Source organism: Streptomyces sp. NPDC048441 (genome assembly GCF_043200235.1).
Taxonomy (GTDB): Bacteria; Actinomycetota; Actinomycetes; order Streptomycetales; family Streptomycetaceae; genus Streptomyces.
This window is the reverse complement of the sequence record NZ_JBICXM010000011.1, coordinates 217,337-243,436: the sequence shown is the minus strand read 5'-3', so window position 1 is coordinate 243,436 and position 26,100 is coordinate 217,337. Positions and strand designations below refer to the sequence as shown.

The following is a 26,100-nucleotide window of genomic DNA, read 5'->3' as shown; positions in this document are numbered from 1 at the left end:
CGCCTGCCCCTACGAGGGACAAGCTCCGGCCTTGAGCCGAAGAGCGAGTGATCTCCCTTCGTGTGTACATCGCCGACGCTAGCGATCACATCCTTCTCAGCGATCCAGATCACTCGATGTCAGCCATTTGTGCGAATCATCAGAGGTGAGTTCGACGTTGCGGAGCGCGGCCTCGTGGGGAACATCGAGTCCGCCTGCAACGTTCAGTCGGGGCAATGATTTCGTGCAACTTCTGGGAAGTGCCTGTGGGCTGCGTCACGTTCGAGTTCAATGATCTGACGTGCGGTACACGCGGAACTCGCAGAACATGCAGCTCATGAGGACACGGCCTGCAGGGGGTGCCAGGTGAGTGCTTCCCGGCGTAGCGGAACCACCGACGAGCTGGGGCCTGAAGAGCCCGAGCCCGGTGGGGCCGAATTGCTCGCGGCACTGCTGGACGGGATGGACGCCGCGTTGTGTGCGTTCGATGCCGATGGGGTGGTGACGCACTGGAATCGTGAGGCCGAGCGGATTCTCGGCTGGTCTGCGGCGGAGGCCGTCGGGCGGCTGGGGTTCGCGGGGTGGGCGGTGCGGACCGCTGACGCCGAGGAGGTCGAAGCGCGGCTGCTTTCGGTCATGGGGGCTCCTGGGCGGCAGGTGCACGAGTTCGCGTTGCTGACCAAGGACGGCAGGCGGGTGCTCGTGCGGACGCAGTCCGCTGCCGTGCGGGGCGGGGACGGGAAGCCTGCCGGGGTGTACTGCGCGTTCAGCGAGGTGCACACGCAGATCGATCTGGAGCGGTCCATCGCACTGAGCGAGGCGTTGTTCGAGGACGCGTCGTGGGGTGTGGTGCTCGTCGATGCCGATCTGCGTCCCGCCGTGGCGAACGAACATGCCGCGCGCGCCCTGGGCATGGGGCGTACGGCCTTGCTGGGGCGGCCTCTTGGTGACCTCCTCGGGCAGGGTGTGGAGGAGCTGGAGAGCGCGCTGAGCCATGTGCTCGCCGAGGGTGCGCCGCCCGCTCCCGCCGAGATGTGGGTGTCGGTGCGGGCCACGGAGAGCGGTGAGCCGGAGCGGCGTTGCTGGCGCAGCGGCTTCGTACGGCTCGCTTCGCCGCTCGCCGAGGAGCCGGTGCCCCTGGGGGTCGGCTGGCTCTTCCTGGATGTGACGGAGGCCAAGCAGACCGAGCAGGAGGCGGCGCAACTGCGCTTCCGTTCCCAGCAGTTGCACCGGGCGGCGCGGGCCGCGGGCGAGTGCGAGGATCCGATGGAGGCGGCGACGGTCCAGCTGGACTTCGCCCTGGCCGGGTTCGCCGACCATGCGTTGATCGATCTGGTGGCGGGTGTTGGGGTTGGTGCTGGGGCTGGAGGTGGGGGTGGTGACGAGGAGCCTGTTCGGCTCGTACGCGCCGCCGCGACGCCCGCGGGTGCTCCTGGCCCGTGCCTGCCGGTGGGCATGGCGGGGCTGCCGGTGCGCTATCTGGAGGGGCATCCGGCCCCGCAGTGCGTGGAGCGGGTGGGTTCCGTGCGGACCAGCGCGGGCACCGCACCGCCCGACCGCGCCCGGCAGTGGGCGGCGGCCAGGCAGTGGCCCGAGGACTCCGTACATGCGCTGTGCGCGGTGCTGCGGAGCCGGGGGCGGACGCTGGGCGTGGTGACGTTCCTGCGGGGCGCGAGCCGTGCGCAGTTCGAGCGGGCGGATGCGATGTACGCGGAGAGCGTGGCGGCGAGGGTTGCGGGGTCGCTTGATCTGGCGGGGGTGCTGGGCGCCGGGTGACGGCCCCTGTGGGGTGACGGGTGGGTGGGAGAACTCCGCCGCGAAGCGGCGGTTCAGGCCGCGTGCAGCGCCAATGTCGGGGACAGTCTCGCCGCCCGTACCGCCGGGTACAGCCCCGCCACCGTCCCGATGACCAGCGTCGCCCCGAAGCCTCCGCTCACCGCCCACAGGGGGACCACCCACGGCAGCCCGCCCGACACCGCGTACGCGGCCGTCGCCGCCGCGCCCAGTGCGATGCCCGCCAGGCCGCCCAGACCCGACAGCATCAGTGACTCCGCCACGAACTGGATCCGGATCTGACCCTTCGTCGCGCCCATCGAGCGGCGGAGGCCTATCTCGTACCGCCTCTCCAGGACCGAGATGATCATTGTGTTCGCCACTCCGACTCCTCCCACCAGCAAGGCGATTCCGCCGAGGCCGAGGAGCAGCGTGGAGAAGGCGCCCTCTGTGGCCGCCTTCGCCTTGAGTGCCGATGACGGGTCCGTCACCTGGACGTTCCGTGGGTTCTCGGGGTCGATCGAGGGCGCGAGCAGCCCCCGGACGTCGCGTACCGACGCGTCGGTCGACCGCTCGTACACGGATGTCGGGCGGCCGTCGAAGCCGAGCTCGCTCTTCGCCGCGTCCCACCCCACGAGCGCCGAACGCTCGACGTCGGGCGCGAGCGGCAGCGGGTCCAGGATGCCGATGACCGTGAAGTACCGGTCGTCGAGCCAGACCTGCTGCCCCGGAGCCGTGATGCCGAGCCGCTGTGCGGCGACGTGGCCGAGCACCACGGACGGGTAGCGGCTGTTGGCCGCGTTGAACCACGTGCCGTGGCCCATTTCGCCCCGCAGCACCTTCAGCAGGTCCTCGGTGGCCGCCTTGACGGCGATCCCGCCTGTCTCGTCCTCGGGGATCTTCTCGCTGCGCCGTACGGAGCGTTCGAGATCGCCGGTCGCGCCGACGTCCTGTACGCCCTCCACCCGGTCGACCCGCCCCGCCGCGTCCCTCGGGAGCACCACCTTCTCCCCCGAGAACAGTGGCTCACCGGGCGTGGCCACCAGCATGTTCGTGCCCAGCTCGTCCAGTTCGCTCATGAGTTGGGCCTTGCTGGAGGAGGAGATGCCCACCACCGCGATCATCGTGGCGATCCCGATGGCGATGCCCAGCGCGGAAAGCACGACCCGCACGGGCCGGCTGCGAAGCCCCGCCGAGCCGACGTGCAGCACGTCGCGCGGTCCGAGCCGCGCCGCCTTCAGCCGCGGGTTCCTGACCTTCTTCGTACGGATCATCCGGCGAGCACCTCCGAACCGGACGCGGCGGTACGCACATCCGCCACCACCTGCCCGTCCCTGATCCGCACCTGCCGCGGCAGTCTCTCCGCGATCTCCGCGTCGTGAGTGATGACGGCGATCGTCGCGCCCTCCGCGTTGAGGTCGTGCAGGAGCTCCATGACCGCGTCGCCGGATGCCGAGTCGAGCGCTCCCGTCGGTTCGTCGGCGAGGAGGAGGTCCGGCGAACCGACCACCGCCCGCGCGATGGCGACCCGCTGCTTCTGGCCGCCGGAGAGTTCGTGCGGGCAGTGCTTCATGCGGTCCGCGAGGCCGACCCGGTCCAGGGCCTCAGCGGCCCGTGCGCGGCGTTCCGTGCGCGAGAGGCCCGAGTACAGGAGCCCCTCCGCCACGTTGTCGCGCGCGCTGATCCCGGGGACCAGGTGGAAGGCCTGGAAGACGAACCCGATGTGCCGCGCGCGCAGTGCGGAGAGACTGCGGTCGGCGAGCGTCGCGACATCGTGTCCGGCGATCGCCACCGAGCCCTCGGAGGGGCGGTCGAGGGTGCCGATGATGTGCAGGAGGGTCGACTTGCCGGAGCCGGAAGGGCCGACGATGGCGAGGAGTTCGCCCTCCTGGACCGTCAGGTCCACGCCTTGCAGGGCGGCGACCCCGCCCGGGTACTCCTTGGTGACCCCGCCCAACTCCACTACGGCGCTCATATCTTGGGCACCCCGACCTTCATGCCGTCCCGGAGGCCGCCGCCCGTCACTTCGACGCGTCCCTGTCCGAACATGCCGAGTTCGACCTTCACCTGGCGTGCGCGGCCGTGCTCGACGACCTGGACTCCGTAGCCGCCGCCGGGCAGCGCGAGGAGGGCGTTGACGGGGACGGAGAGTACGTCCTCGCGGGTCTCTCCGGTGAGGTTGACCGTCACCGGGGACTGGTCGAATCCTTCGACCTTGCCGGGGTCGTCGAAGGAGACCGTTACCGGGATCTTGGGGGTCTTGTCGGCCGGGTCGTCGCCCGGCTTGGCGGTCTTGCCGACGGACGCGACCTCGCCCTTGACCGTCGAGCCGTCCGGCAGGTCCACGGTGACCTTGGTGCCCACCTTGGCGAGCTTCCCTTCGGCGACATCGAGCTGGAAACGTACGACCCGCTCGGACCCGGTGGTGCTGAGCACCGGCTTGCCCGGCGCGACCTGGTCGCCGACGGCCGACTCGGTGGACTTCACGCGGACGCCGCCCGGCGAGAAGGCGATCTGGTCAGGGCCGACGCGCCCCGTCTGCTTCCTGTCGTGCGCCTTCTGCCACTGCTTGACGGCTGCCGCTGTGCCTGCCGTGTACTCGTCGTCGACGGCGAGTCCGGCCCCGTGTCCGAGCGCTTGCAGATTCTCTTCCAGCTGCCGTACGTCGTTGCCCTCGTCGCCGGTCTTCAGCGTGCGGTACATGGGCTCGGTGCCGTACATGAGGCGCACCGGGACGCCGTTGACCTCGTACAGCCGCCCGTCGCGTGTGACGGTCGAACCACTGCCCGTGGACCACGTCAGAGTTCCGGCGGTACCCGCGTTGACCTTGCGTTCCTTGGCGTAGCCGAGGGTGCCGTCGGTCTGGGTGCCGCTGCTGAGGTCGCCGCGTTCGACGGGGGCGGTGGCGGGCGGGAGTCCGGCGTCCTGGTGCGTGGAACCGTCCTTGCCGTTGTCGGCGAGCGCGGTGACGGCGACGCCGCCGCCGGTGATGGCGAGCAGGGCCACCACCGTGGCGACGACGGCGGTGCGGCGCCTCACGCGACGATGTCCTTGCACGCCTTGGCGGCCTTCTCCATCTTCTTCACCTCGGCGCCCTTCGGCATCGGCTGGGCCTGCATGGCGCCGCCGTCGAACTTCGGGTCGGGCATGTTGTAGCCGTTCTTGCGCATGCACTGGGCGTACTTGAGCATCTTGTCCTTGTCGGCCTGCGAGGGCGCTTTGGCGCCCGCGCTGCCGCCCTTGCCGGTGCAGGCCTTCATGGCGGCTTCCATCTTTTCCTTGCTCATGTCGCCGCCGATGGTGACTCCCCGGCTGTCCTCGCCGGACTTGGGCTCGGCCACCTTGAGGCCGTGCTTGCGCAGGCACTCGCGCTCCTTGAAAGCGGCGTCGGCCTGCTTGCCCTTGCCGCCGTCGGCCTTGTCCTGGCTGCTCTCGCCACCGCCGGAGGAACAGGCTCCGGCAAACAGGGCGAGTGCGGCGACCCCTGATGCGATGGCAGTTGAGCGCGTACGAGTCCTCATGGCGTCCCTTCACTTCTCACTGACACGACTGTCGCGTTGACGCGTTGACGCGTTGACGCGCTCAGGCTTGCGGGAAGCGAGGTTTCGTTTCTCTCAACCGAGACGCTTACACCGACGAAAGGTCCACTTCAGGTACACAGGGCCCCATGCGCGTACTTCTGGTGGAGGACGAGGAATTCCTGGCCGAGATGATCGCCGACGGGCTGCGCCGCGACGCGCTCGCCGTCGATGTCGCGGCCGACGGCCTGACGGCGCTGCGCAAGCTCCAGCTCGGCGAGTACGACGTCGTCATCCTGGACAGGGACCTGCCGGGCCTGCACGGCGACGAGGTGTGCCGCAGGGTGGTGCGGCAGCGGCTGCTCACCCGCGTCCTGATGCTGACGGCTTCCGGCACTATCCGGGACCGGGTCGGGGGTCTGGGCCTCGGCGCGGACGACTATCTGACGAAGCCCTTCGCGTACGACGAACTCCTCGCCCGCGTCCTGGCGCTCGGCCGCCGCACGCGCCCCGCGCTGCCGCCCGTCATCGAACGCGCGGGTCTGGTCCTCGACACGGCCCGCCGCCAGGCCAGCCGCGACGGCCGCCATCTCGCGCTCTCCCGCAAGGAGTTCGCGGTCCTGGAGGTGCTGCTCCGGGCGGAGGGCGCGGTGGTCAGCGGCGACGACCTGATCGAGCAGGTCTGGGAGGAGGACACCAGCTACCGCACGAACGCGGTCCGCGTCACCCTCTCCAAACTGCGCACGAAACTGGGCGACCCACCGGTGGTGGAGACGGTCCCCGGCGCGGGCTACCGGATCACGGGCTGGTCGGCGTGAAGCGGCCTCGCATCGGCCGCCTCAGCAGCGAACGCGCCCGCCTCACCACCCTCTACGGAGGGATGCTCGTCCTGGCCGGGGCGCTGCTCACGGGGCTCGTCTACTTCCTCGTACGGCAGGGGCTCTACTCCTCGATCAGTACCGCCGTCACCACTGCCGTGCCCGCCAAGCCGCTGAGTCCGCCCTGGCGGATGCCCACCCCGGCCGCGTCCGCTTCGGCCGCGAGCCCGATGCCGACCTTCGGCGTCACGTCCGACGACGTCACTCAGGGTCTCGCCGTCACGAAGATCAGCGATGTCGCCGAGCAGGCGGCCCTCAGCAGGCTGCTCACCGTCTCCGTCATCGTCCTGTTCGTGTACGCGGCGCTCTCCATCTTCCTCGCCTGGTGGATGGCGGGCCGCGTGCTGCATCCCGTCGCCGTGATCACCGGCACCGCGCGCCGGCTGTCCGGCGAGAATCTGCACGAGCGGATCGCGCTCGACGCCCCGCCCGGCGAGCTGAAGCAGCTCGCCGACACCTTCGACGAGATGCTCGGCCGCATAGAGCAGCTGGTCGGCGCCCAGCAGCGGTTCGCCGCCAATGCCGCGCACGAGCTGCGCACCCCGCTGGCCGTCCAGCGGGCCGCCGCCGAGATCGGCCTCGACGGTGAGCCCGACGCGCGGCAAGTGGCCCGCATCCGTAAGAAGCTCATCGCTGTCGCCGACGACAGCGAGCAGCTCATCGAAGGGCTGCTGCTTCTCGCCACGTCGGAGCACGGTCTGGAGCGGCGCGAGCCGATCGCCCTGGACGTCGTCGCGGACGCGGTGGCCGAAGGGCTCGCGGGCCGGGCGGCCGAGCGCGACGTCACCCTCACCGTGCGCGCCGAACCGCTGACCGTGTACGGCGACGGGGTGCTCCTCGACCGTCTCCTGCACAACCTGGTGGCGAACGCCGTGCACTACAACGTGAAGGAGGGTGGCCGGGTCGAGCTGCGTACCGGTCCCGAAGGCGTCGAGGTGACCAACACCGGTCCCGCCGTCCCGCCGGACACCGTCCCGCACCTCTTCGAGCCCTTCCGGCGGCTCCGGGAACGTACCCACGCGCGCGGGGAGGGCGCCGGGCTCGGCCTCTCCATCGTCGCCGCGATCGCGCGCGCACACGGGGCGGAGGTGTCGGCAGAGGCGAACGGAGACGGCGGAGGGCTGACAGTGCGGGTGCGGTTCCCGCCGAGGGGCTGAAGCGCCCGTCAGGGGCGCGGGGCACCGCGCGGCCGGCCGGAGCGGACCCGCGGACGGCACTCAGCGCCGATAGAAGATCCGGTCTCCGTACTCCTCAAACACCCGCCCGTTCCACTCGTGGCCCCCGTCCACGTTCCCCGACCGAAGCAGCGGAGGCTGAATCCCCCGCCCCGCCAAAGCCTCCACGGCGGTGGCCATCATCGCCTGCATGATCGCGTTCGCGACCACGCTGGACGCGGGCCCGAAGGGTGCGTCGACCGTGTCGATGCTGAGCTCCCCGTCGCCGAGGGCGATCTTGGAGTCGATCACGACGTCGCAGTGGTCCTTCAGGAAGGTGCCGGACGCGTGCCGCGACTTCGTCTCCGTCGCGTACACCACCGACGTCACTCCGATGACCTTCAGGCCCAGCGCGCGGGCGTTCATGGCCATCTCCACGGGAAGGGAGTTCCGCCCGGAGAGCGAGATGATCACGAGTACGTCGCCGGAGCGGGCCGGCGAGGAGTCCAGGACGGCTCCCGCGAGCCCGTCGACGCGCTCGAGGGCCGAGCCGAGGGTGGCGGGCATGACGTCGACGCCGACGACTCCGGGGACGGCGAGGAGGTTCATCAGGGCCAGGCCGCCCGCGCGGTAGACGACGTCCTGGGCGGCGAGCGAGGAGTGGCCCGCGCCGAAGGCGAAGAGCCTGCCGCCCGCCTCTGTGGCGTCGGCGAGGAGCGTGCCGGCCGCCTCCACGTTCCCGCTCTCCTCGTCGCGCACCCGCCCGAGGAGGCCGATCGCGGCGTCGATGTACTGACCGGCCAGCTTGCTCTCGCTCTTCGAGCCCATGCGCCGAGGAACCTTTCCGGGTACGTATGTTCTGTACGTATGTTCTGTGCGTACGTAATTTGTTCTGTGCGTACGTATTTCCTGCGTTCTGCACGTATGTCCTGCACGGATTTCCCGTGTGCCGCGGATCACGGTGCGGTCTGGACCAGTGCCCTGTCAATACGGCATGAGCACCCCCGTCAAGACCGCCTGGACTGGGTTTTCCTCCTGGGCGACCCGGTTGTCAGTGGTATGCGTCAGACTTGAGGGCAGGGCCAGCCGCACGAGCGAAATCTGAGGGGCACCCATGTCGGGGCTTATTGACACCACTGAGATGTATTTGCGCACCATCCTCGAGCTGGAGGAGGAAGGTGTGGTCCCCATGCGCGCCCGGATCGCCGAGCGGCTCGACCAGAGCGGACCGACGGTGAGCCAGACGGTCGCGCGCATGGAGCGAGACGGCCTGGTGGCGGTCGCCGCCGACCGCCACCTGGAGCTGACCGAGGAAGGCCGCAGGCTCGCCACCCGCGTGATGCGCAAGCACCGCCTGGCGGAGTGCCTGCTCGTCGACGTGATCGGCCTGGAGTGGGAGCAGGTCCACGCGGAGGCGTGTCGCTGGGAGCACGTGATGAGCGAGGCGGTGGAGCGCCGCGTCCTGGAGCTCCTGCGCCACCCCACCGAGTCTCCGTACGGCAACCCGATCCCGGGCCTCGAGGAGCTGGGCGAGAAGGACGGCGCGGACCCGTTCCTGGACGAGGGGATGGTCTCCCTGGTCGATCTCGACCCGGGCACGGAGGGCAAGACCGTCGTGGTGCGCCGCATCGGCGAGCCGATCCAGACGGACGCACAGCTGATGTACACACTGCGGCGGGCGGGCGTGCAGCCCGGCTCCGTGGTGAGCGTGACGGAATCCGCGGGCGGGGTGCTCGTGGGCAGCAGCGGTGAGGCCGCGGAGCTGGACTCGGAGGTCGCGTCGCACGTCTTCGTCGCCAAGCGCTGAGGCGCGTGGCGTCGGGCGGTGACGTCGGGCGGTGACGGAATCTGCTTCCCGTTACCGGGAGTTCACGTCAACTGGCGGTAACTGTTGGACAGTTGTGAAGACTCCGCGATCGTATGAGGTCCAAGATTCAGTGTGCGGAATCGCAGCGCGCGGACGTTTTGCGTGCGAGGCTGTCGCGAGAGGCATATGACCTGAGGGCTCTTGACCGTTGTCGGCACCGGGTCTGGCCGTCACGGCCGTGGGAGGGGGCAGGAAGATGTGCCCATCTGGTGAGGGCGTGCGCAAGCGGTGCGTATCGGCACCTCCTGGACGCGCATCGGCACCCCATGGACACGCGTCGGCACTTCATGGACGTGCATCGGCACTTCACGGATACGCAGACGGACACACAGAGGGCCCCGGCGCCCTTGAGCGCCGGGACCTTTCCTCCCCTGTGCTGACCCGGAGCCCCGAGCTCCCAGGGTCATCCCCCTCGGACCGATTTCCCCGAGCGGCCCGCCTCCCGATGAAGATCTCCCCTCGGCGACGGCGGCCAATCCTTGAGCGTGGTCACTCGAACGAGGGGTGTTGCCGGCGATACAGACGCTTTCGAAAAAGAGTTCGATAGCGTGCGGGGGTGCGTGACAGAACCAGGCGTTCAGCCCGAGAAGACCCAAGGGGGGTGCCAGGAACCATGGTGCGGCGCATCGACGTGACGGGCGCGGGCGGCGTACGCCTCGCGGCCTGGGAGTTCGCCGATCCTCCCAAGTCCAGGGAGGCCGAAGGGCCGCCCGGCGGCGTGCTGTTACTGCACGGCCTGATGGGCCGCGCATCGCACTGGGCGGGCACCGCCCGCTGGCTCGCCGAGCGGCATCGCGCGGTCGCACTCGACCAGCGCGGGCACGGGCAGAGCGACAAGCCCCTCGATGGCCCCTTCAGCCGCGAGGCCTACGTGGACGACGCCGAGGCCGCGCTCCTCCAGCTCGGCCTCGCCCCCGCCGTCCTCATCGGCCACTCCATGGGCGCGCTCACCGCCTGGCAGCTCGCCGCGAAGCGCCCCGATCTCGTCCGCGCCCTGATCATCTGCGACATGCGGGCCTCCGCGCTCGGCGCCGCGTCGCAGCGCGAGTGGGAGGACTGGTTCAAGGCCTGGCCCGTGCCCTTCGCGACACTCGCCGACGTACGGAAATGGTTCGGCGAGGACGATCCCTGGGTGGAGCGGCCCAACACCTCACGCGGCGAGTTCTTCGCCGAGGTGATGGCCGAGGGCCCCGACGGCTGGCGCCCCGTTTTCGACCGCGACCAGATGCTGAAGTCCCGTGAGACCTGGGTGTACGACGCCCATTGGGAGGAGCTGGCGCAGGTCCAGTGCCCCACCCTGGTCGTCCGGGGCCTGGACGGCGAGCTGGGCCGCGCGGAGTCCCAGGAGATGGTCCGCGGCCTGCCGCGCGGGGCGTACGCGGAAGTGGCGGACGCGGGGCATCTGGTGCACTACGACCAGCCGGAGGCCTGGCGCGAGGCGATCGAGCCGTTCCTGGACGGGGTCCTGACGGGGTAGGGGGCCCGGCGGACTCCCTCCGTCACGGGCTGAGGCGCTCGACCCGCCAGCCCGTGGCCGCGTCGATGGCGCCCTTCTCCACCCGTACGTACTTCAAGCGATCATGCAGCCGGTTCGCCCTGCCCTGCCAGAATTCCACGGTCTCCGGCTCGACACGGAAGCCGCCCCAGTGCGGCGGGGCAGGGACCTGCTCGCCCTCCGGGTAGCGGGACTCCAAGTCGGCGTAGGAACGGTCCAGTTCATCGCGTGTGGCGATGACCGATGACTGTGCGCTGGCCCAGGCGCCCAGCTGGGAGCCGTGCGGCCGGGTGCGGAAATAGGCCACCGTCTCGTCGCGTCCGACGCGCTCGGCCGTGCCCGTGACGATGACCTGGCGGGCCATCGGGTGCCAGGGGAAGAGCAGCGCGACGTGCGGGTTCGCGGCGAGCTCCCGAGCCTTCTGGGACTCGTAGTTGGTGAAGAAGACGAAGCCGCGCTCGTCGTAGCCCTTCAGCAGGACCGTGCGCGAGCTGGGGCGGCCTTCTGTGTCGACCGTCGAGACGACCATGGCGTTCGGCTCATGGAGCGCGCCCGCGTCGGCCGCGGCGAGCGCCTGCGTGAACCAGAGCTCGAACTGTTCGACGGGCGTGGCGGGCAGCGACGCCTCGACGAGTCCGTCGATGCCGTAGTGGGCACGAATGGCGGCAGGGTCGGACACGGACGCGGCTGACGAGGAAGGTGAGGAGGGCGAGGAAGGTGAGGAAGGTGAGGAAGCTGCTGATGATGAGGCGGCGGCTCGATCGGTCACGCGGTCATCTTGCCGTATACGAAGAAACAGTCGACGGGCCCCCTTTCCCTCCGTTCGCCGAGGAGGGGTGACGTGTGGCACTGAGTGCCGCATACCATCGCCAAGGGTGGCACCAACGGATATCGTTCCGGTGGCGTACCGGTTGGGTGACCACCAGCCGCGCGGGGCATCACCCGGGTGACCGATCCGGACCGCGAGTCGAGAGCCGTAAGCATTCCGACGTACCGGCTGACCGTGGAACCGGACCGTAAGCGCCCACTTCTGACACATGGTCACGAGCTGTCTGTCACCACTATCTGTCGTACACATCACGAGGAGCCGCCTGATGTCCGACTTCGTACCCGGACTTGAGGGAGTCATCGCGTTCGAGACGGAGATCGCCGAACCGGATAAGGAAGGCGGCGCGCTTCGCTATCGCGGCGTCGACATCGAGGATCTGGTCGGCCACGTCTCCTTCGGCAACGTCTGGGGCCTGCTCGTCGACGGCGCCTTCAACCCCGGCCTGCCGCCCGCCGAGCCGTTCCCGATCCCGGTGCACTCCGGTGACATCCGCGTCGACGTCCAGTCGGCCCTGGCCATGCTCGCCCCCGTATGGGGCCTGAAGCCCCTCTTGGACATCAGCGAGCAGGAAGCCCGCGACGACCTCGCACGGGCCGCCGTCATGGCGCTCTCGTACGTCGCCCAGTCCGCCCGCGGCCAGGGCCTGCCGATGGTGCCGCAGCATGAGATCGACAAGGCCGACACGGTCGTCGAGCGCTTCATGAAGCGGTGGCGCGGCGAGCCCGACCCCAAGCACGTGCAGGCCGTCGACGCGTACTGGACGTCCGCCGCCGAGCACGGCATGAACGCGTCCACGTTCACGGCCCGCGTCATCGCCTCGACCGGCGCGGATGTGGCGGCGGCGCTGAGCGGGGCCGTGGGTGCGATGTCCGGGCCACTGCACGGCGGCGCCCCCTCCCGCGTCCTCGGCATGATCGAGGAGATCGAGCGGACGGGGGACGCGGTCGCGTACGTGAAGCAGGCGCTCGACAAGGGTGAGCGGCTCATGGGCTTCGGGCACCGGGTGTACCGGGCCGAGGACCCGCGGGCGCGGGTCCTGCGCCGTACCGCGCGCGAGCTGGGGGCTCCTCGCTTCGAGGTGGCTGAGGCGTTGGAGAAGGCGGCTCTTGATGAGCTGCACGCGCGTCGGCCCGACCGGGTCCTCGCCACCAATGTGGAGTTCTGGGCGGCGATCGTCCTCGACTTCGCCGAGGTGCCGGCGCACATGTTCACGTCCATGTTCACGTGTGCGCGAACTGCCGGGTGGTCGGCGCACATTCTTGAGCAGAAGCGGACGGGGCGGTTGGTTCGGCCTTCGGCCCGTTACATGGGGCCGGGGACGCGGGATCCCCGGGAGGTTGTGGGGTACGGGGATATCGCTAGGTAGGGATTTATCCCCAACCCCGCCCCTTCCCGAAAACCGTGCCTCCGCCCCGGACCTGGCCGGGGCTCCGCCCCGGACCCCGTACAAGATGTCCTCAACCGCCGGACGGGCTGAACTATCAGCCCGTCCGGCGTTTGAGGACGAACTCGGCGAAGCCGGTGATGACGGCAACCAAGGCCCTCGGGAAGGGGCGGGATTGGGGAACGCTCAGCGCAGCGCCCCCTCCACCAGCACCGTCCACTGCGCCACCACCCGTTCCCTGCGCGCCCCGTCATCCGTCAGGAGATTGGCGAGGCCGAGGCCTCGGGCCATGTCCAGGAGGCCCTGGATGGTTTCCCGCACCCCGGGGCGGGACTCGTCCGCCGCGAGCAGCCGCACCGCGATCCGGTGCGTCTCACGCCCCACCCTCGCCTCCAGCTCCGTCACCCGAGACCCCAGCTGCGGCTCATTGGACGCCGCCACCCACAGATGCAGCGCCGCCCGGAAGAGCGGGCCCGTGTACAGGTCCACCAGCGCCGCCACCACCGACGCCCGGTCCTGCGCCGGAAGCTCCCGCAGTGCGGTGGACCGCTGCTCGGCCACGTACTCCACCGCCGCCGTGAAAAGGTCCTCCCGCGTCGGGAAGTGATGCTGGGCCGCGCCCCGCGAGACACCGGCCCGCTCGGCGACCACGGACACCGTGGACCCCGCCCAGCCGCTCTCGGCCAGGCACGCCACCGCCGCCTCGAGGAGCCGCTGCCGCGTGGCGCGGCTGCGGTCCTGCTTGGGCGAGCGGTCAGCCGCGGTCACAGCGCCCATGGGCACTCCCGTCGTTCGAGGAACGCTCCCATCCCGTCACGCGCCTCCGCCGATGCGAAGAGCCGCGCGGACAGGGCGATGAGGTCGTCCGTGTGGTGGTCGAATGCGTCGAGCACCCTAGCCGTGAGCAGCTTCTTCGTCTCGGCCAGGGCGCCGGGCGCCGCCGCGCGCACCCCGTCAAGGAGGGCCTGGACCATGCTGCCGGGTTCGGCCGCGTACGCCGTGACGAGACCGATCCGGGCGGCCTCCGCGCCGTCGAACCGTTCCCCTGTGAGGTAGTAGCGGGACGCGGCGCTCGGGTCGATACGGGGCAACAGCGGCATGGAGATCACGGCGGGTGCGACGCCGATGCGCACCTCGGTGAACGCGAAGGAGGAGCCGGGTCCCGCGACCGCCATGTCGCAGGCGCCGAGCAGTCCGAGCCCGCCCGCCCGCACATGCCCGTCCACCTGGGCGAGCACCGGTTTCGGCAGCGCCACGAGCTGCCGGAGCAGTGCCACGAAGGCGGCCGGATCCGGCGGTTCCTTGAGGTCCGCGCCCGAGCAGAACGTCGTGCCGGTGTGGGTGAGGAGGACCGCGCGGGTGTCGGTGTCCCCGCCGAGGTCGTCGAAGATCTCGGCGAGCGCACCCAGCAGATCCGCTGAGATCGCGTTGCGCCGCTCGGGCAGGTCCAGGGTCACGGTGGTGATGCCGCGCGCCGGTGAGGAGACGGACACACTCATGGGGGCTCCCGCTCCTCAGTACGACTTGGGCAGGCCGAGGGTCTGGTGCGACACGTAGTTGAGGATCATCTCCCGGCTCACCGGGGCGATCCGCGCCACCCGCGACGCGACGATCAGCGACGCGAGCCCGAACTCCTTCGTCAGGCCGTTGCCGCCCAGCGTGTGCACCGACTGGTCGACGGCCTTCACGCACGCGTCGGCAGCCGCGAGCTTGGCCATGTTGGCGGCCTCGCCCGCACCCATGTCGTCGCCCTCGTCGTAGAGCCTGGCGGCCTTCTGCATCATCAGGCGGGCCAGTTCGATCTCGATGTGGGACTGCGCCAGAGGGTGCGCGATCGCTTGGTGGGCGCCGATCGGGCTCTTCCACACGCTGCGTTCCTTGGCGTATCCGACGGCTCGCGAGAGTGCGTAACGCGCCATGCCGAGGGAGAACGCCGCCGTCATGATCCGCTCGGGGTTGAGTCCGGCGAAGAGCTGGAGAAGCCCCGCGTCCTCGTCGCCCACCAGGGCTTCGGCGGGCAGCCGTACGTCGTCGAGGGTCAGCTCGAACTGCTTCTCCGGGGCCTGGAGTTCCATCTCGATCTGCCGCCGCTGGAAGCCGTCCGTCTCGCGCGGAACGATGAACAGGCAGGGTTTGAGGTTGCCGGTCCTGGCGTCCTCCGTGCGGCCCACGATCAGTGTCGCGTCGGCGATGTCGACACCCGAGATGAACACCTTGCGGCCGGTGAGAAGCCAGTCGCCGGTCACGTCGTCCTTGCGGGCGGTCGTCGTGATCCGGTGGGAGTTGGAGCCCGCGTCGGGCTCGGTGATGCCGAACGCCATGGTGCGGGTGCCGTCGGCGAGGCCGGGCAGCCAGGCCTGCTTCTGCTCGTCGGTGCCGAAGCGGGCGATGACGGTTCCGCAGATCGCGGGCGAGACGACCATCATCAGGAGTGGGCAGCCTGCCGCCCCCAACTCCTCCAGGACAATGGAGAGTTCCGCTATTCCGCCGCCCCCTCCGCCGTACTCCTCGGGCAGGTTCACGCCGAGATAGCCGAGCTTGGCGGCGTCGGCCCACAGCTCGTCGGGGTGGCCCTCGGCCGCCACGACGCGGGTCAGGTAGTCGCGGCCGTAGCGCTTGCCGAGTGCGGCGACCGCCGCGCGCAGGGCCTGGTGCTCTTCGGTTTCGAGGACGGTGCTCATACGGATTGCTCCTCCTGTACGACATCTGCGACATCTGCGAGATCTGCGAGATCTGCGACGTCTACGACTGCGAGCAGTGCGCCGACCTCGACCTGGCGGCCGGGCGCGGCGTGCAGGGCGGTGAGCGTGCCGGTGGCGGGCGCGGAGATGCGGTGCTCCATCTTCATGGCCTCCAGCCAGATGAGGGGCTGCCCGGCGGTGACCCGCGCCCCCGCCACAAGCCCATCGGCCAGGCGCACGACCGTGCCCGGCATCGGCGCGAGCAGGGAGCCGGGCTCCTGCCGGACGGCGGGTTCGGGGAGCAGCGGCAGCGGCGTGAGGGCGGCGTTGCCGACGTACACGCGATCCCCGTACCGCGCTACCTTGAACTGCCGCAGTACACCCCCGACTTCGAGCACGACACGCTCACCGGACACGGAGACGACCCGCACCCCGTCGGCGGCGAGACCCTCCCGCGTGTGCCGGTAGCGCACCTCGTGCTCGACGCCGTCCGGCTCGCTGCGGAAGCGTTTGACCTGCGGCTGAGACGCGAGGTTGCGCCAGCCGCCGAACCGGGAGCGCCCGTGGGCGTCGGCGAGGGCGGCGGCAAGGGCGGCGTGGGGATCGGGGGCCGGGGCCGAGAGTTCGGCGAGGTACCGGTCGTAGAAGCCGGTGTCCATGCGGGCCTCGACGAACTCCGGGTGCCGCAGCGAACGCACGAGCAACTCCCGGTTGGTGACCGGGCCTTGGACGACCGCCCGGTCCAGCGCACCCGCCAGTTTCCGCAGCGCCTGCGCACGCGTGGGGGCGTACGCGACGGCCTTGGCCAGCATCGGGTCGTAGTGCACGCCGATCTGGTCGCCGTCCACGTACCCCGTGTCGAGCCGCACGCCCGGCACGGAGAGCCGGTGCAGGGTGCCGGTCTGCGGGGCCCATTCCGCCGCCGGGTCCTCGGCGTAGAGGCGGGCCTCCACGGCGTGCCCGCGCGCCGGGGGTGGCTCTTCCGGGAGCCGCGAGCCCTCCGCGACCTGAATCTGCAGCGCGACGAGGTCGATCCCGAACACGGCCTCCGTGACGGGGTGTTCGACCTGGAGCCGGGTGTTCATCTCCAGGAAGTGCGCCCGGTCGCCCTCGACCAGGAACTCCACCGTGCCCGCCCCGCGATAGCCGGTCACCCGCGCCGCATGCACGGCCTGCGCGTGCAGCTCGCCGACAAGACCGTCACTCAGGCCCGGCGCCGGGGATTCTTCGATCACCTTCTGGTGCCTGCGCTGGAGCGTGCAGTCCCGCGTCCCGAGCGCCCAGACGGTGTCGTACGCGTCGGCCATGATCTGCACCTCGACGTGCCGACCGCCCTCCAGATAGGGCTCGACGAAGACCTCACCGTCCCCGAAGGCACTGGCCGCCTCCGAGCGGGCGGCAGCCAACTCCCGCTCCAGTTCGGCCAGTTCTCGTACGATCCGCATACCGCGCCCACCACCACCGGCAGCCGCCTTCACCAGTATCGGCAGATCGGCATCGGTGACACCGTCGAGGCGCATCGGCGCGATGCCCATGAGCTCCTTGGCGCGCGTCTTGGAGGCCATGGACTCGATCGCCTCGGGAGGCGGGCCGATCCACACGAGCCCGGCGTCGATGACAGCCCGAGCGAAGTCGGCGTTCTCGGAGAGGAAGCCGTAGCCGGGGTGGACGGCGTCCGCGCCGGCCGCCTGCGCGGCCTTCACGATGAGTTCACCGCGCAGATACGTGTCGACGGGCGCCGAGCCCGGCAGACGTACGGCCGAGTCGGCCGCACGGACGTGCAGGGCGTCCGCGTCGGCGTCGGAGTACACCGCCACGGTGGCGATGCCCAGTTCGCGGCAGGTGCGGAAGACGCGGCAGGCGATCTCGCCACGGTTGGCGACCAACAGGGAAGTAATCATGGAGAGTTGACTCCTCACATCCGGAAGACGCCGAAGCCACCGCGCGCACCTTCGTAGGGGGCGGTGTGGATCGCGGACAGGCACAGGCCGAGGACCGTGCGGGTGTCGCGGGGATCGATGACCCCGTCGTCGTAGAGGCGGCCCGAGAGGAACATCGGCAGGGACTCCGACTCGATCTGCTGCTCCACCATGGCGCGAAGCCCCGCGTCGGCCTCGTCGTCGTAGGGCTGCCCCTTGGCGGTGGCCGATGCGCGGGCCACGATCGACAGGACCCCTGCCAGCTGCTGCGGCCCCATGACGGCGGACTTGGAACTCGGCCAGGCGAAGAGGAAGCGCGGGTCGAAGGCGCGCCCGCACATGCCGTAGTGCCCGGCTCCGTACGAGGCCCCCATCAGGACGCTCAGATGCGGCACCCGGGAATTCGACACCGCGTTGATCATCATCGCGCCGTGCTTGATGATGCCGCCCTGCTCGTACTCCTTGCCGACCATGTAGCCGGTGGTGTTGTGCAGGAAGAGCAGCGGAATGTCCCGCTGATTGGCCAACTGGATGAACTGGGCGGCTTTTTGGGACTCTTCACTGAAGAGCACGCCCTGCGCGTTGGCGAGGATGCCGATGGGACAGCCGTGCAGGGACGCCCACCCTGTCGCGAGGCTCGACCCGTAGAGCGGCTTGAACTCGTCGAAATCGGAGCCGTCGACGATGCGGGCGATGACCTCGCGCGGCTCGAAGGGCACCTTCAGATCACCCGGCACGATGCCGAGCAGCTCGTCCTCGTCGTACTTCGGCGGCTCCACGGAGAGTGGATCCGGATCGGCGTACGCCTTACGCCAGTTGAGCCGCTTCACGACCCGCCGGGCCTGTCGCAGCGCGTCCCGCTCGTCCTCGGCGAGATAGTCCGCGAGGCCCGACACGCGCGCATGCATCTCGGCGCCGCCGAGCGACTCGTCGTCGCTCTCCTCGCCGGTCGCCATTTTCACCAGCGGCGGCCCGCCCAGGAAGACCTTGGCGCGCTCCTTGACCATGATCACGTGATCGCTCATGCCGGGTACGTACGCGCCACCCGCCGTCGAGTTGCCGAACACGACGGCGACGGTCGGAATCCCGGCGGCCGACGACTGTGTGAGGTGCTTGAAGAGCGCGCCGCCCGGGATGAAGATCTCCTTCTGCGAGGGCAGATCGGCACCCCCCGACTCCACGAGATGGATGGACGGCAGCCGATTCGCGTGCCCGATCTCATGTGCCCGGAAGGCCTTCTTCAGGGTCCACGGATTACTGGCCCCGCCCCGGACGGTCGGATCATTGGCGGTGATCAGACACTCCACGCCCTCGACGACACCGATCCCGGTGACCATCGAGGCGCCGACGGGATAGTCGCTCCCCCAGGCGGCGAGCGGCGACAGCTCCAGGAAGGGCGTATCGGGGTCGAGGAGCAGCTCGATCCGCTCACGGGCGAGCAGCTTGCCGCGCCCCCGATGCCGGGCGACGTACTTCTCGCCGCCTCCATCGAGGGCCTTGGCCTGCTCGGCGTCGAGTTCGGTGAGCTTGCCGAGCATGGCCTCGCGGCGCTCGGCGTACTCGGCGCTCGCGGGGTCGAGCGCGGAGGCGAGGACGGTCACGGGCGTACCTCCGTCGGTTCGATCGTCGGTTCAGTCGCTGGTTCAGTCGCTAGTTCAGTCGCTTCGTTCGCTTCAAGAAGTGCGGCCGGTATGTCGAGGTGGCGGGCTCGCAGCCACTCGCCGATGCCCTTGGCCTGCGGATCGAAGCGGGCCTGGGATGCGACGCCCGCGCCGAGAATCCCCACGACGACGAAGTTCAGCGCCCGCAGGTTCGGCAGGACATGGCGTACGACGGTCAACTCCGCCGCCTCCGGCAGGAGTTCACGGAACCGCTCGACGGTCAGCTCATGCGCGAGCCATCGCCAGGCCTCCTCCGTACGCACCCACACCCCGACATTCGCGTCCCCGCCCTTGTCCCCACTGCGGGCCCCGGCGACGAGGCCCAGGGGCGCGCGGCGGGTGGGACCGTCCGGCAGGGGTGGGGGCAGGGGCGGCTGGGGGAGGTCTTCGAGTACGAGGCTGTCGCCGGTGCTCTCCACGAGACGCCTCTCCCCGCCGGGCAGGACGGCCACATGCTCGACGGTGCCCCGCTCGACGTACGCCGCCTCGAAGACTCCGTAGGGCGCGCCCTTGCCCGGCGGTGCGGTCACATGGAACCCCGGGTAGCTGCCGAGGGCGAGCTCGATCGCGGCGCCGCTCAGGGCGCGGCCGACGTGCTCCTGCTGCGGATCGCGGACGACGAGCCGCAGGAGGGCGGAGGCGGCCTCTTCGGTATCGGCATCCGGCCGGTCGGTCCGGATGAGGTCCCACGTCACTTCTGCTGGCCACGCCTTGGAGTCCCCAGCCGCTGCCGAGCCGCCGAACACCGTCTCCTCGACCTGAGCACGCACAAGATCGGCCTTGGCCCCCACATCGAGCCCGGTGAGGACGAAGACGACTTCGTTACGGAAGCCGCCGAGACGGTTGAGCCCGACCTTCAGGGTCGGCGGCGGAGCCTCACCCCGCACGCCCGAGACACGCACCCGGTCGGGCCCTTCCTGGGTGAGCGTGACGGTGTCGAGCCGGGCGGTGACGTCGGGCCCCGCATACCGGGCGCCGGAGGTCTCGTACAACAACTGCGCGGTGACCGTGCCGACGTCGACGAACCCACCGGTGCCGTCGTGCTTGGTGATGACGGCCGTACCGTCCTCATGGATCTCGGCGAGCGGGAAGCCGGGCCGCAGCAGTTCCCGCTGCGAACGCTCCCCGAAGAAGGCGTAGTTGCCCCCGGTGGCCTGCGTCCCGCATTCGAGGATGTGCCCGGCGACAACGGCCCCGGCGAGCCGGTCGTGATCGCCTTCCCCCCACCCGAAATGCGCGGCGGCGGGCCCGGTCACGAGGGCGGCATCGGTGACGCGCCCGGTGACGACGACATCGGCTCCGGCGCGCAGGCAATCAGCGATTCCGCCGCCGCCGAGGTAGGCGTTGGCGGTGAGCGCGTCCGGGAAACGCCCCCCGAGATCATCACCTTCGACATGCGCGACGCGCACGCCCACCCCGAGCCGCCCGTCCAACTCCCGTACGGCATCGGCGAGTCCGGCGGGATTCAGTCCACCCGCATTGGCGACGATCTTGACGCCCCGCTCCTTGGCGAGGCCCAGACTCTCCTCCAGCTGCCGCAGGAAGGTCTTCGCATAGCCGCGCACGGGGTCCTTGAGCCGGTCGCGCCCCAGGATCAGCATGGTCAGCTCGGCGAGATAGTCGCCGGTGAGGACGTCGAGCGGGCCGCCGGTGAGCATGTCGCGCAGGGCGTCGAAGCGGTCGCCGTAGAACCCGGAAGCATTGCCGATCCGCAGCGGGGCGGTCACCGACCGCTCTCCTTGGCCGGGCGCCCGGCACCCGGCGGCCCCGCGAAGGCCTGCGCGATGTCCAGCCACCGCTCGGCATCGGCGCCCTCCGCGTGCACGGCGAGGTCGTCCCGGTGCGCGCGCTGCGTGACGAGCAGACAGAAGTCGAGCGCGGGCCCGGTCACTCGCTGCCCGGCGTCTTCGGGCCCACTGACCCACAACTCACCGGAGGGCAGTCGAAGTTCGACCCGAAAGGCCGCCTCCGGCGCGCTCGCGCCCCGTACGCCGAACGAGAAGTCCCGGGCCCGGACCCCGATATGGGCCACGTGCCGCAACCGGTCCGTCGGCACCCTCTCGACACCCAGCGCGTCGGCGACGTCCTGCCCGTGGGCCCAGGTCTCCATCAGCCGGGCGGTCGCCATGGAGGTGGCCGACATGGGCGGCCCGTACCAGGGAAACCGGGTGCCGCGCGGGGCGGCCGTCAGGGCTTTCAGCAGCGCGTCGCGCCCGCCACGCCACCGCTCGAGCAGCTCACCGGGCGGCAGCACGGCGCCTTTCGCCGCCCCGTCGTCGACGAATGAATCGGGAGCCGCGAGGGCCTCCTCGACGAGCGCCCCAAAGGCGTCGGCGTCGGTGACGGCGGTCAGCGAGGCCTGGTCGGTCCAGGCGAGATGGGCGATCTGATGGGCGACGGTCCAGCCGTCGGCGGGGGTGGGGAGCGCCCAGCGCTCCTCGCTCAACCCCCCGACCAGCTGGTCGAGTTCCTCACTCTCACGGCGCAGATCGTCGAGTACGGGCACGGCTTCGGGCACGGAGCGCTCCCCTCGGGGCACGAATGGGGTCTCCCCTGCTCGAACGAAGTTGAGAGCTTGGGGAAGTGCCCTGGAGCATGGCAGCGCCCAGAGAAACAAGCAAGCGTGCTTGCATTACTTTCCGGACGTCTCCGGAACGGGTTCGCCGGCGGCGACAAGGGCCGCCTCCGGGGTACCCCCCGACACGACCTCCCCGTTCTTCCGGGCCCGGCCGCGCCCGACCTGGGTCCGGACGGCACCCATGCTCGCGGCGATGACGAGCGAGATGGCCAGCGCCTCATTGACGGAGAGGGCCTGGTTGAGCACGAGGAACCCGGCGACGGCCGCGATGGCCGGTTCCAGGCTCATCATGATCGCGAAGGTGGAGGCGGGAAGCCTGCGCAGGGCGAGCAGTTCGAGCGTGTACGGCAGGACGGACGACATCACCGCGACGGCCGCACCGAGCCCGAGCACCTCGGGCCGGATGAGCTTCTCCCCCGACTCGACGAGGCCGAGCGGCAGGAAGAGGACGGCCGCGACGACCATGGCGAGGGCGAGCCCGTCGGCCTGCGGGAAGCGACGCCCCGTACGCGAGCTGAAGACGATGTACGTGGCCCACATGACACCGGCGCCGAGGGCGTAGGCGACACCGGCCGGATCAAGCCCGCTGAACCCACCGCCACCCCCCAGCAGAAAGACACCGCAGAGGGCGAGCCCGGCCCAGACGAGATTCAGGGCACGCCGGGACGCGAAAACGGACAGGGCGAGCGGCCCGAGCACCTCGAGCGTGACGGCGGGGCCCATCGGGATCCGGGCGACGGACTGATAGAAGAGCCCGTTCATCCCGGCCATGGCCACACCGAAGGCAAGGACGGTCCCCCAGTCGGCGCGCGAGTGCCCCCGCACCTTGGGCCTGCAGACGATCATCAGCACGAGCGCGGCGAAGGCGAGGCGCAGGGTCACGATGCCGAGCGCTCCGGCCTTGGGCATCACGCTCACGGCGATGGCCCCGCCGAACTGGACGGAGACGCCGCCCGCGAGCACGAGCCCGACGGGCCCGAGGGCCTCCCAGCGCCCTCCGGCCGCCGCCTCCTGACCACTACGCGACGCGTCCACAACAACCCTTTCCCTTACCTGGACCCCAACCAACCAACCAACCGACCAACCAGTCCACTTCCCTGAACCACCCCGTCCAAGGTAATAGACCACGTAAGGATTGTGGAGCCCTTTCACTGCTGTACGCAAACCACGTCCACATTCCGAGGCAGCGGCCTCCCCACCCCGACTGCAGGAAAGTCCCACCCCCGCAGGGCGTACACCGCGCCACGGCGGAATTTCTGTGTCCCGGCGTCGTCGACAAGTCCGGCCGCGTGCACCTCATCGGTTACGGCCGCGCCAACCGTGCTGAGGCCCGGTCAAGACGGCGTGAACTCGTACTGCAAGGGTTCGTGCCGTGCTCCGCGACTTCAGTGAGCCAGCGATAGGGCCCTCCGGCTCCAGCGGGAGCCACGTACGCCGCTGGACGCAGCGTCTGCTGCCGGTGCTCGCGAACGGTGACCGCCGCCCCTGCGCGGCCAACGGCCGCGCCGCCGCCCCCTCAGCTCAGCACCCTCCACCGCGCCCCGCGGGCCCTCACCCCTCCCCCAACCCCTCAGCCAACACCTCCGCCAGATGCCGCCCCCGCGCCCCCTCCCCCAGGTGCTCCAGCTGCGTCCGGCAGGAGAAGCCGTCCGCCAGGACCACCGCCCCGCCCTCCGCCTCCGGCACGGAACCCCGCACCGCCGGGAGCAACTGCTCCTCCGCGCACGCCACCGAGACCTCGTAGTGGCCCGCCTCGAAGCCGAAGTTCCCCGCGAGCCCGCAGCAGCCGCCGCTCAGCTCGCCCACCAGGCCCGCCTTCTCCCGCAGTCGGCGTTCGGCCGCGTCACCGAGGACCGCGTGCTGATGGCAGTGCGTCTGGCCCACCACCGGCCGCCCGATCCGCGGCGGCGACCACTCCGGGGCCAGCTCCTCCAGGGCCTCGGCGAACGTCCGTACCCGGCCCGCCAGTTCAGCCGCCCGCGCATCCTCCCCAAGCAGCTCCACCAGGTCCGTCTTCAGCGCCGCCGCACAGCTCGGTTCGAGGACCACGAGCAGCGCCCCCGAGTCAAGGAGCGGCCCCATCCGCTCCAGCGTCCGCCGCATCACCGCGCGAGCCCGGTCGAGCTGGCCCGTGGACACGTACGTCAGCCCGCAGCACACATCCCCGGGCGGCACCACGGGACGCAGCCCCGCGTCCTCCAGAACCCGCACCGCCGCCCGGCCCACCCCCGGCGACAGATGGTCCGTGAAGGTGTCGGGCCACAGCACGACCGCCGGGCCCTCCGAAGCGCCGGCATCCTTCCGCCCGCGGAACCACCGCCGGAAGGACTCCCCCGCAAGACGCGGAATCTCCCTCTCCCGCGCGATCCCGCCCACCCGCTTCGCGAGCGACGCCAGCACCCCCACCCGCATCAGGGCATTGGCCACCCCCGCCGTGCGCGTCCGGTCCGCGAGCCGCAGCCACACCGGCAGCCAGCCCATCGCGTAGTGCGCCGCGGGCCGCCTGCGTCCTTCGTAGTGGTGATGCAGGAACTCCGCCTTGTACGTGGCCATGTCCACGCCCACCGGGCAGTCCGACCGGCAGCCCTTGCAGGACAGGCACAGGTCGAGCGCGTCCCGCACCTCCTCCGAGCGCCAGCCGTCCGTGACGACCTCCCCCGCGAGCATCTCGTGCAGCAGCCGGGCCCGGCCCCGCGTGGAGTGCTTCTCCTCGCCCGTGGCCCGGAAGGAGGGGCACATGACGCCGCTGCCCGAACCAGCGGATGCGGTACGGCACTTCGCGACCCCCACACACCGCCGCACCGCCGCCGAGAAGTCCCCGCCGTCATGGGGGTAGCCGAAGGCCACGTCCACCGGCTCCCTCGGCAGCACCGCGAACCGCAGGTTCGCGTCCAGCGGCGCGGGGCGCACCAGCATCCCGGGATTCAGCAGGTCCGCCGGGTCCCACACCCCCTTCACCCGCTCGAACAGCCGGACGAGGTCAGCCCCGTACATCTTCGGAAGCAGTTCCGCCCGTGCCTGGCCGTCGCCGTGCTCGCCCGACAGCGAACCGCCGTGCGCGACCACGACCTCCGCCAGGTCCTCCGAGAAGCGCCTGAAGCGCCGCACGCCGTCGTCGCTCATCAGGTCGAAGTCGATGCGTACGTGGATGCAGCCGTCCCCGAAGTGCCCGTACGGAGTGCCGCGCAGGCCGTGGTCGGTGAGCAGCCCCCTGAAGTCCCGCAGATACGCCCCGAGGCGGGCGGGCGGCACCGCGCAGTCCTCCCAGCCCGGCCATGCCTCGCTGCCGTCCGGCATCCGCGTCGCCGTCCCGCTCGCGTCCTCGCGGACCCGCCACAGGGCTCGCTGCCCCGCCGGGTCCGTCACGACCACCGAGTCCACCGTGTCCCCGGAGACCGCCCGCGCGATCGACTCCGCACGCGCGCGTGCCTCGCCCTCGCTGCCGCCACCCGTCTCCACGAACAGCCAGGCGCCGCCCTTGGGGAGCCCCGTCGCTCCCCGTACGAGATCGGCCGCCATGCCCTCCACCGTCAGGGGCTGGTGGGGCAGCAGTCCAGCCGCCGCCTCCGCCGCCGCGCTCTCGTCGGCGTAACCGAGGACCGCGAGGGCACGCGCGCGTGGCGCTTCTACGAGGCGTACGACCGCCTCCGTCACCACGCCCAGCGTGCCTTCCGAGCCGCAGAAGGCGCGGGCCAGGTCCACGCCGCGCTCGGGGAGCATGGCGTCCAGGGCATAGCCGGAGATACGGCGCGGCAGCTCCGGGAAGCCGGTGCGCAGGAGCTCGAGGTCTCCTTCCACGAGCGGGCGCAGGCCCTCAGGGGCGCCGGACCAGCCCTGCCCCAGAGCGAGCCGGGCGCCCGCCCCGCTCACGACCGAGAGCGACGAGACGTTGTCGGCCGTCGTGCCCCAGGCGACCGAGTGTGAGCCGCAGGAGTTGTTGCCGATCATTCCGCCGAGCGTGCAGCGGTTGTGGGTGGACGGGTCGGGGCCGAAGGTGAGGCCGTGCGCCGCCGCCGCGCCCCGCAGGTCGTCGAGTACGACACCCGGCTGTACGACGGCCGTCTTCGACTCCGGGTCCATCGAGACGATGCGGTTCATGTGGCGGGTGAAGTCGAGGACGAGACCCGTGCCGGTCGCCTGGCCCGCGATGGAGGTGCCCGCGCCGCGTGCGACCACCGGGATACCGCGCTCCCGGCACAGCGTCAGGGCAGCCGTCACGTCGTCCGCGTCCCTCGGGGCGAGGGTGCCCAGCGGCACTCTTCGGTAGTTGGACGCGTCCATCGTGTTCAGGGCGCGTGCGGTGGTGGAGAAGTCGACCTCCCCGCGCACGGCCTTCCGCAGTTCCCGCTCCACGTCTCCCAGATCGCTCATGCCATTCCTCTTC

The 26,100-nt window shown here is 70.6% G+C and carries 21 protein-coding genes and 1 pseudogene; 6 read left to right on the top strand and 16 right to left on the bottom strand.

The window, feature by feature from the left end:
• Positions 1–345: 345 nt before the first annotated feature.
• On the top strand, positions 346–1,755 hold the full coding sequence (locus tag ACGFSB_RS26690) for a PAS domain-containing protein (RefSeq protein WP_393404108.1): 1,410 nt from the start codon (positions 346–348) through the stop codon (positions 1,753–1,755).
• A gap of 53 nt (positions 1,756–1,808) precedes the next feature.
• Here the strand turns inward: ACGFSB_RS26690 and ACGFSB_RS26685 are convergent, their stop codons facing one another.
• Genes ACGFSB_RS26685 through ACGFSB_RS26670 form a run of 4 tightly spaced genes read right to left on the bottom strand, consistent with a single transcriptional unit; the run spans position 1,809 to position 5,273 of the window.
• Positions 1,809–3,026: an ABC transporter permease gene (locus ACGFSB_RS26685; protein WP_393404105.1), complete on the bottom strand. Its 1,218-nt coding sequence runs from the start codon at positions 3,024–3,026 to the stop codon at positions 1,809–1,811.
• Entirely contained in the window at positions 3,023–3,727 is a 705-nt protein-coding gene (locus ACGFSB_RS26680) for an ABC transporter ATP-binding protein (protein ID WP_393404103.1), read from the bottom strand. Before ACGFSB_RS26680 ends, ACGFSB_RS26685 begins: the two co-directional genes overlap by 4 nt.
• Positions 3,724–4,791 carry a peptidoglycan-binding protein gene (locus ACGFSB_RS26675; RefSeq protein ID WP_393404100.1) on the bottom strand — a complete coding sequence of 356 codons (1,068 nt, stop codon included), beginning with the start codon at positions 4,789–4,791 and terminating at the stop codon, positions 3,724–3,726. Before ACGFSB_RS26675 ends, ACGFSB_RS26680 begins: the two co-directional genes overlap by 4 nt.
• Positions 4,788–5,273: a hypothetical protein gene (locus ACGFSB_RS26670; RefSeq protein ID WP_393404098.1), complete on the bottom strand. Its 486-nt coding sequence runs from the start codon at positions 5,271–5,273 to the stop codon at positions 4,788–4,790. Before ACGFSB_RS26670 ends, ACGFSB_RS26675 begins: the two co-directional genes overlap by 4 nt.
• A 146-nt stretch (positions 5,274–5,419) precedes the next feature.
• Here ACGFSB_RS26670 and ACGFSB_RS26665 point away from each other — a divergent pair, with 146 nt between their 5' ends.
• Together ACGFSB_RS26665 and ACGFSB_RS26660 are read left to right on the top strand one after the other, a co-directional pair.
• The gene (locus tag ACGFSB_RS26665; RefSeq protein WP_393404096.1) at positions 5,420–6,088 is read left to right on the top strand and encodes a response regulator transcription factor; all 669 of its coding nucleotides are present in this window, start codon (positions 5,420–5,422) and stop codon (positions 6,086–6,088) included.
• Positions 6,085–7,305, top strand: coding sequence for a sensor histidine kinase (locus ACGFSB_RS26660; protein WP_393404094.1), 1,221 nt, complete (start codon positions 6,085–6,087; stop codon positions 7,303–7,305). Before ACGFSB_RS26665 ends, ACGFSB_RS26660 begins: the two co-directional genes overlap by 4 nt.
• A 60-nt stretch (positions 7,306–7,365) precedes the next feature.
• On the opposite strand, the gene ACGFSB_RS26655 is transcribed toward ACGFSB_RS26660, so the two are convergent.
• On the bottom strand, positions 7,366–8,130 hold the full coding sequence (locus ACGFSB_RS26655) for an SIS domain-containing protein (protein ID WP_393404092.1): 765 nt from the start codon (positions 8,128–8,130) through the stop codon (positions 7,366–7,368).
• A gap of 286 nt (positions 8,131–8,416) precedes the next feature.
• Here ACGFSB_RS26655 and ACGFSB_RS26650 point away from each other — a divergent pair, with 286 nt between their 5' ends.
• Both ACGFSB_RS26650 and ACGFSB_RS26645 read left to right on the top strand, forming a co-directional pair.
• Complete coding sequence (locus tag ACGFSB_RS26650; RefSeq protein ID WP_393404090.1) at positions 8,417–9,109, top strand: metal-dependent transcriptional regulator; 693 nt, start codon at positions 8,417–8,419, stop codon at positions 9,107–9,109.
• A gap of 673 nt (positions 9,110–9,782) precedes the next feature.
• Positions 9,783–10,646 carry an alpha/beta fold hydrolase gene (locus ACGFSB_RS26645; protein ID WP_393404263.1) on the top strand — a complete coding sequence of 288 codons (864 nt, stop codon included), beginning with the start codon at positions 9,783–9,785 and terminating at the stop codon, positions 10,644–10,646.
• 22 nt (positions 10,647–10,668) lie between these two features.
• On the opposite strand, the gene pdxH is transcribed toward ACGFSB_RS26645, so the two are convergent.
• Positions 10,669–11,325, bottom strand: coding sequence for a pyridoxamine 5'-phosphate oxidase (pdxH, locus tag ACGFSB_RS26640; protein WP_393404260.1), 657 nt, complete (start codon positions 11,323–11,325; stop codon positions 10,669–10,671).
• A 433-nt stretch (positions 11,326–11,758) separates the two neighbouring features.
• Here pdxH and ACGFSB_RS26635 point away from each other — a divergent pair, with 433 nt between their 5' ends.
• Positions 11,759–12,859 carry a citrate synthase 2 gene (locus ACGFSB_RS26635; protein ID WP_393404087.1) on the top strand — a complete coding sequence of 367 codons (1,101 nt, stop codon included), beginning with the start codon at positions 11,759–11,761 and terminating at the stop codon, positions 12,857–12,859.
• A 204-nt stretch (positions 12,860–13,063) separates the two neighbouring features.
• On the opposite strand, the gene ACGFSB_RS26630 is transcribed toward ACGFSB_RS26635, so the two are convergent.
• The 10 genes and pseudogenes from ACGFSB_RS26630 to ACGFSB_RS26585 form a co-directional block, all read right to left on the bottom strand.
• Positions 13,064–13,654, bottom strand: coding sequence for a TetR/AcrR family transcriptional regulator (locus ACGFSB_RS26630; protein WP_393404085.1), 591 nt, complete (start codon positions 13,652–13,654; stop codon positions 13,064–13,066).
• On the bottom strand, positions 13,642–14,376 hold the full coding sequence (locus ACGFSB_RS26625) for an enoyl-CoA hydratase family protein (protein WP_393404083.1): 735 nt from the start codon (positions 14,374–14,376) through the stop codon (positions 13,642–13,644). Before ACGFSB_RS26625 ends, ACGFSB_RS26630 begins: the two co-directional genes overlap by 13 nt.
• A 15-nt stretch (positions 14,377–14,391) precedes the next feature.
• A complete protein-coding gene (locus ACGFSB_RS26620; protein WP_393404081.1) occupies positions 14,392–15,558 on the bottom strand; it encodes an acyl-CoA dehydrogenase family protein in 1,167 nt (388 codons plus the stop codon).
• Positions 15,555–17,459 (bottom strand): biotin carboxylase N-terminal domain-containing protein, encoded by a 1,905-nt coding sequence (locus ACGFSB_RS26615; protein WP_393404079.1) that lies wholly within the window; start codon positions 17,457–17,459, stop codon positions 15,555–15,557. The genes ACGFSB_RS26620 and ACGFSB_RS26615 overlap by 4 nt, the downstream gene beginning before the upstream one ends.
• 14 nt (positions 17,460–17,473) lie before the next feature.
• Positions 17,474–19,078, bottom strand: a complete 1,605-nt coding sequence (locus ACGFSB_RS26610) for an acyl-CoA carboxylase subunit beta (protein ID WP_393404077.1) — start codon at positions 19,076–19,078, stop codon at positions 17,474–17,476.
• Complete coding sequence (locus ACGFSB_RS26605) at positions 19,075–20,865, bottom strand: acyclic terpene utilization AtuA family protein (RefSeq protein ID WP_393404074.1); 1,791 nt, start codon at positions 20,863–20,865, stop codon at positions 19,075–19,077. Before ACGFSB_RS26605 ends, ACGFSB_RS26610 begins: the two co-directional genes overlap by 4 nt.
• A complete protein-coding gene (locus ACGFSB_RS26600; protein WP_393404071.1) occupies positions 20,862–21,656 on the bottom strand; it encodes a TIGR03084 family metal-binding protein in 795 nt (264 codons plus the stop codon). The genes ACGFSB_RS26605 and ACGFSB_RS26600 overlap by 4 nt, the downstream gene beginning before the upstream one ends.
• A 114-nt stretch (positions 21,657–21,770) precedes the next feature.
• On the bottom strand, positions 21,771–22,751 hold the full coding sequence (locus tag ACGFSB_RS26595) for a DMT family transporter (RefSeq protein ID WP_393404068.1): 981 nt from the start codon (positions 22,749–22,751) through the stop codon (positions 21,771–21,773).
• Positions 22,752–23,067: 316 nt separating this feature from the next.
• Positions 23,068–23,214 (bottom strand): annotated as a pseudogene (locus ACGFSB_RS26590) (GntR family transcriptional regulator); the annotation flags it as partial.
• Positions 23,215–23,267: 53 nt separating this feature from the next.
• The gene (locus tag ACGFSB_RS26585) at positions 23,268–26,087 is read right to left on the bottom strand and encodes an FAD-binding and (Fe-S)-binding domain-containing protein (RefSeq protein WP_393404065.1); all 2,820 of its coding nucleotides are present in this window, start codon (positions 26,085–26,087) and stop codon (positions 23,268–23,270) included.
• Between the last annotated feature and the right edge of the window lie 13 nt (positions 26,088–26,100).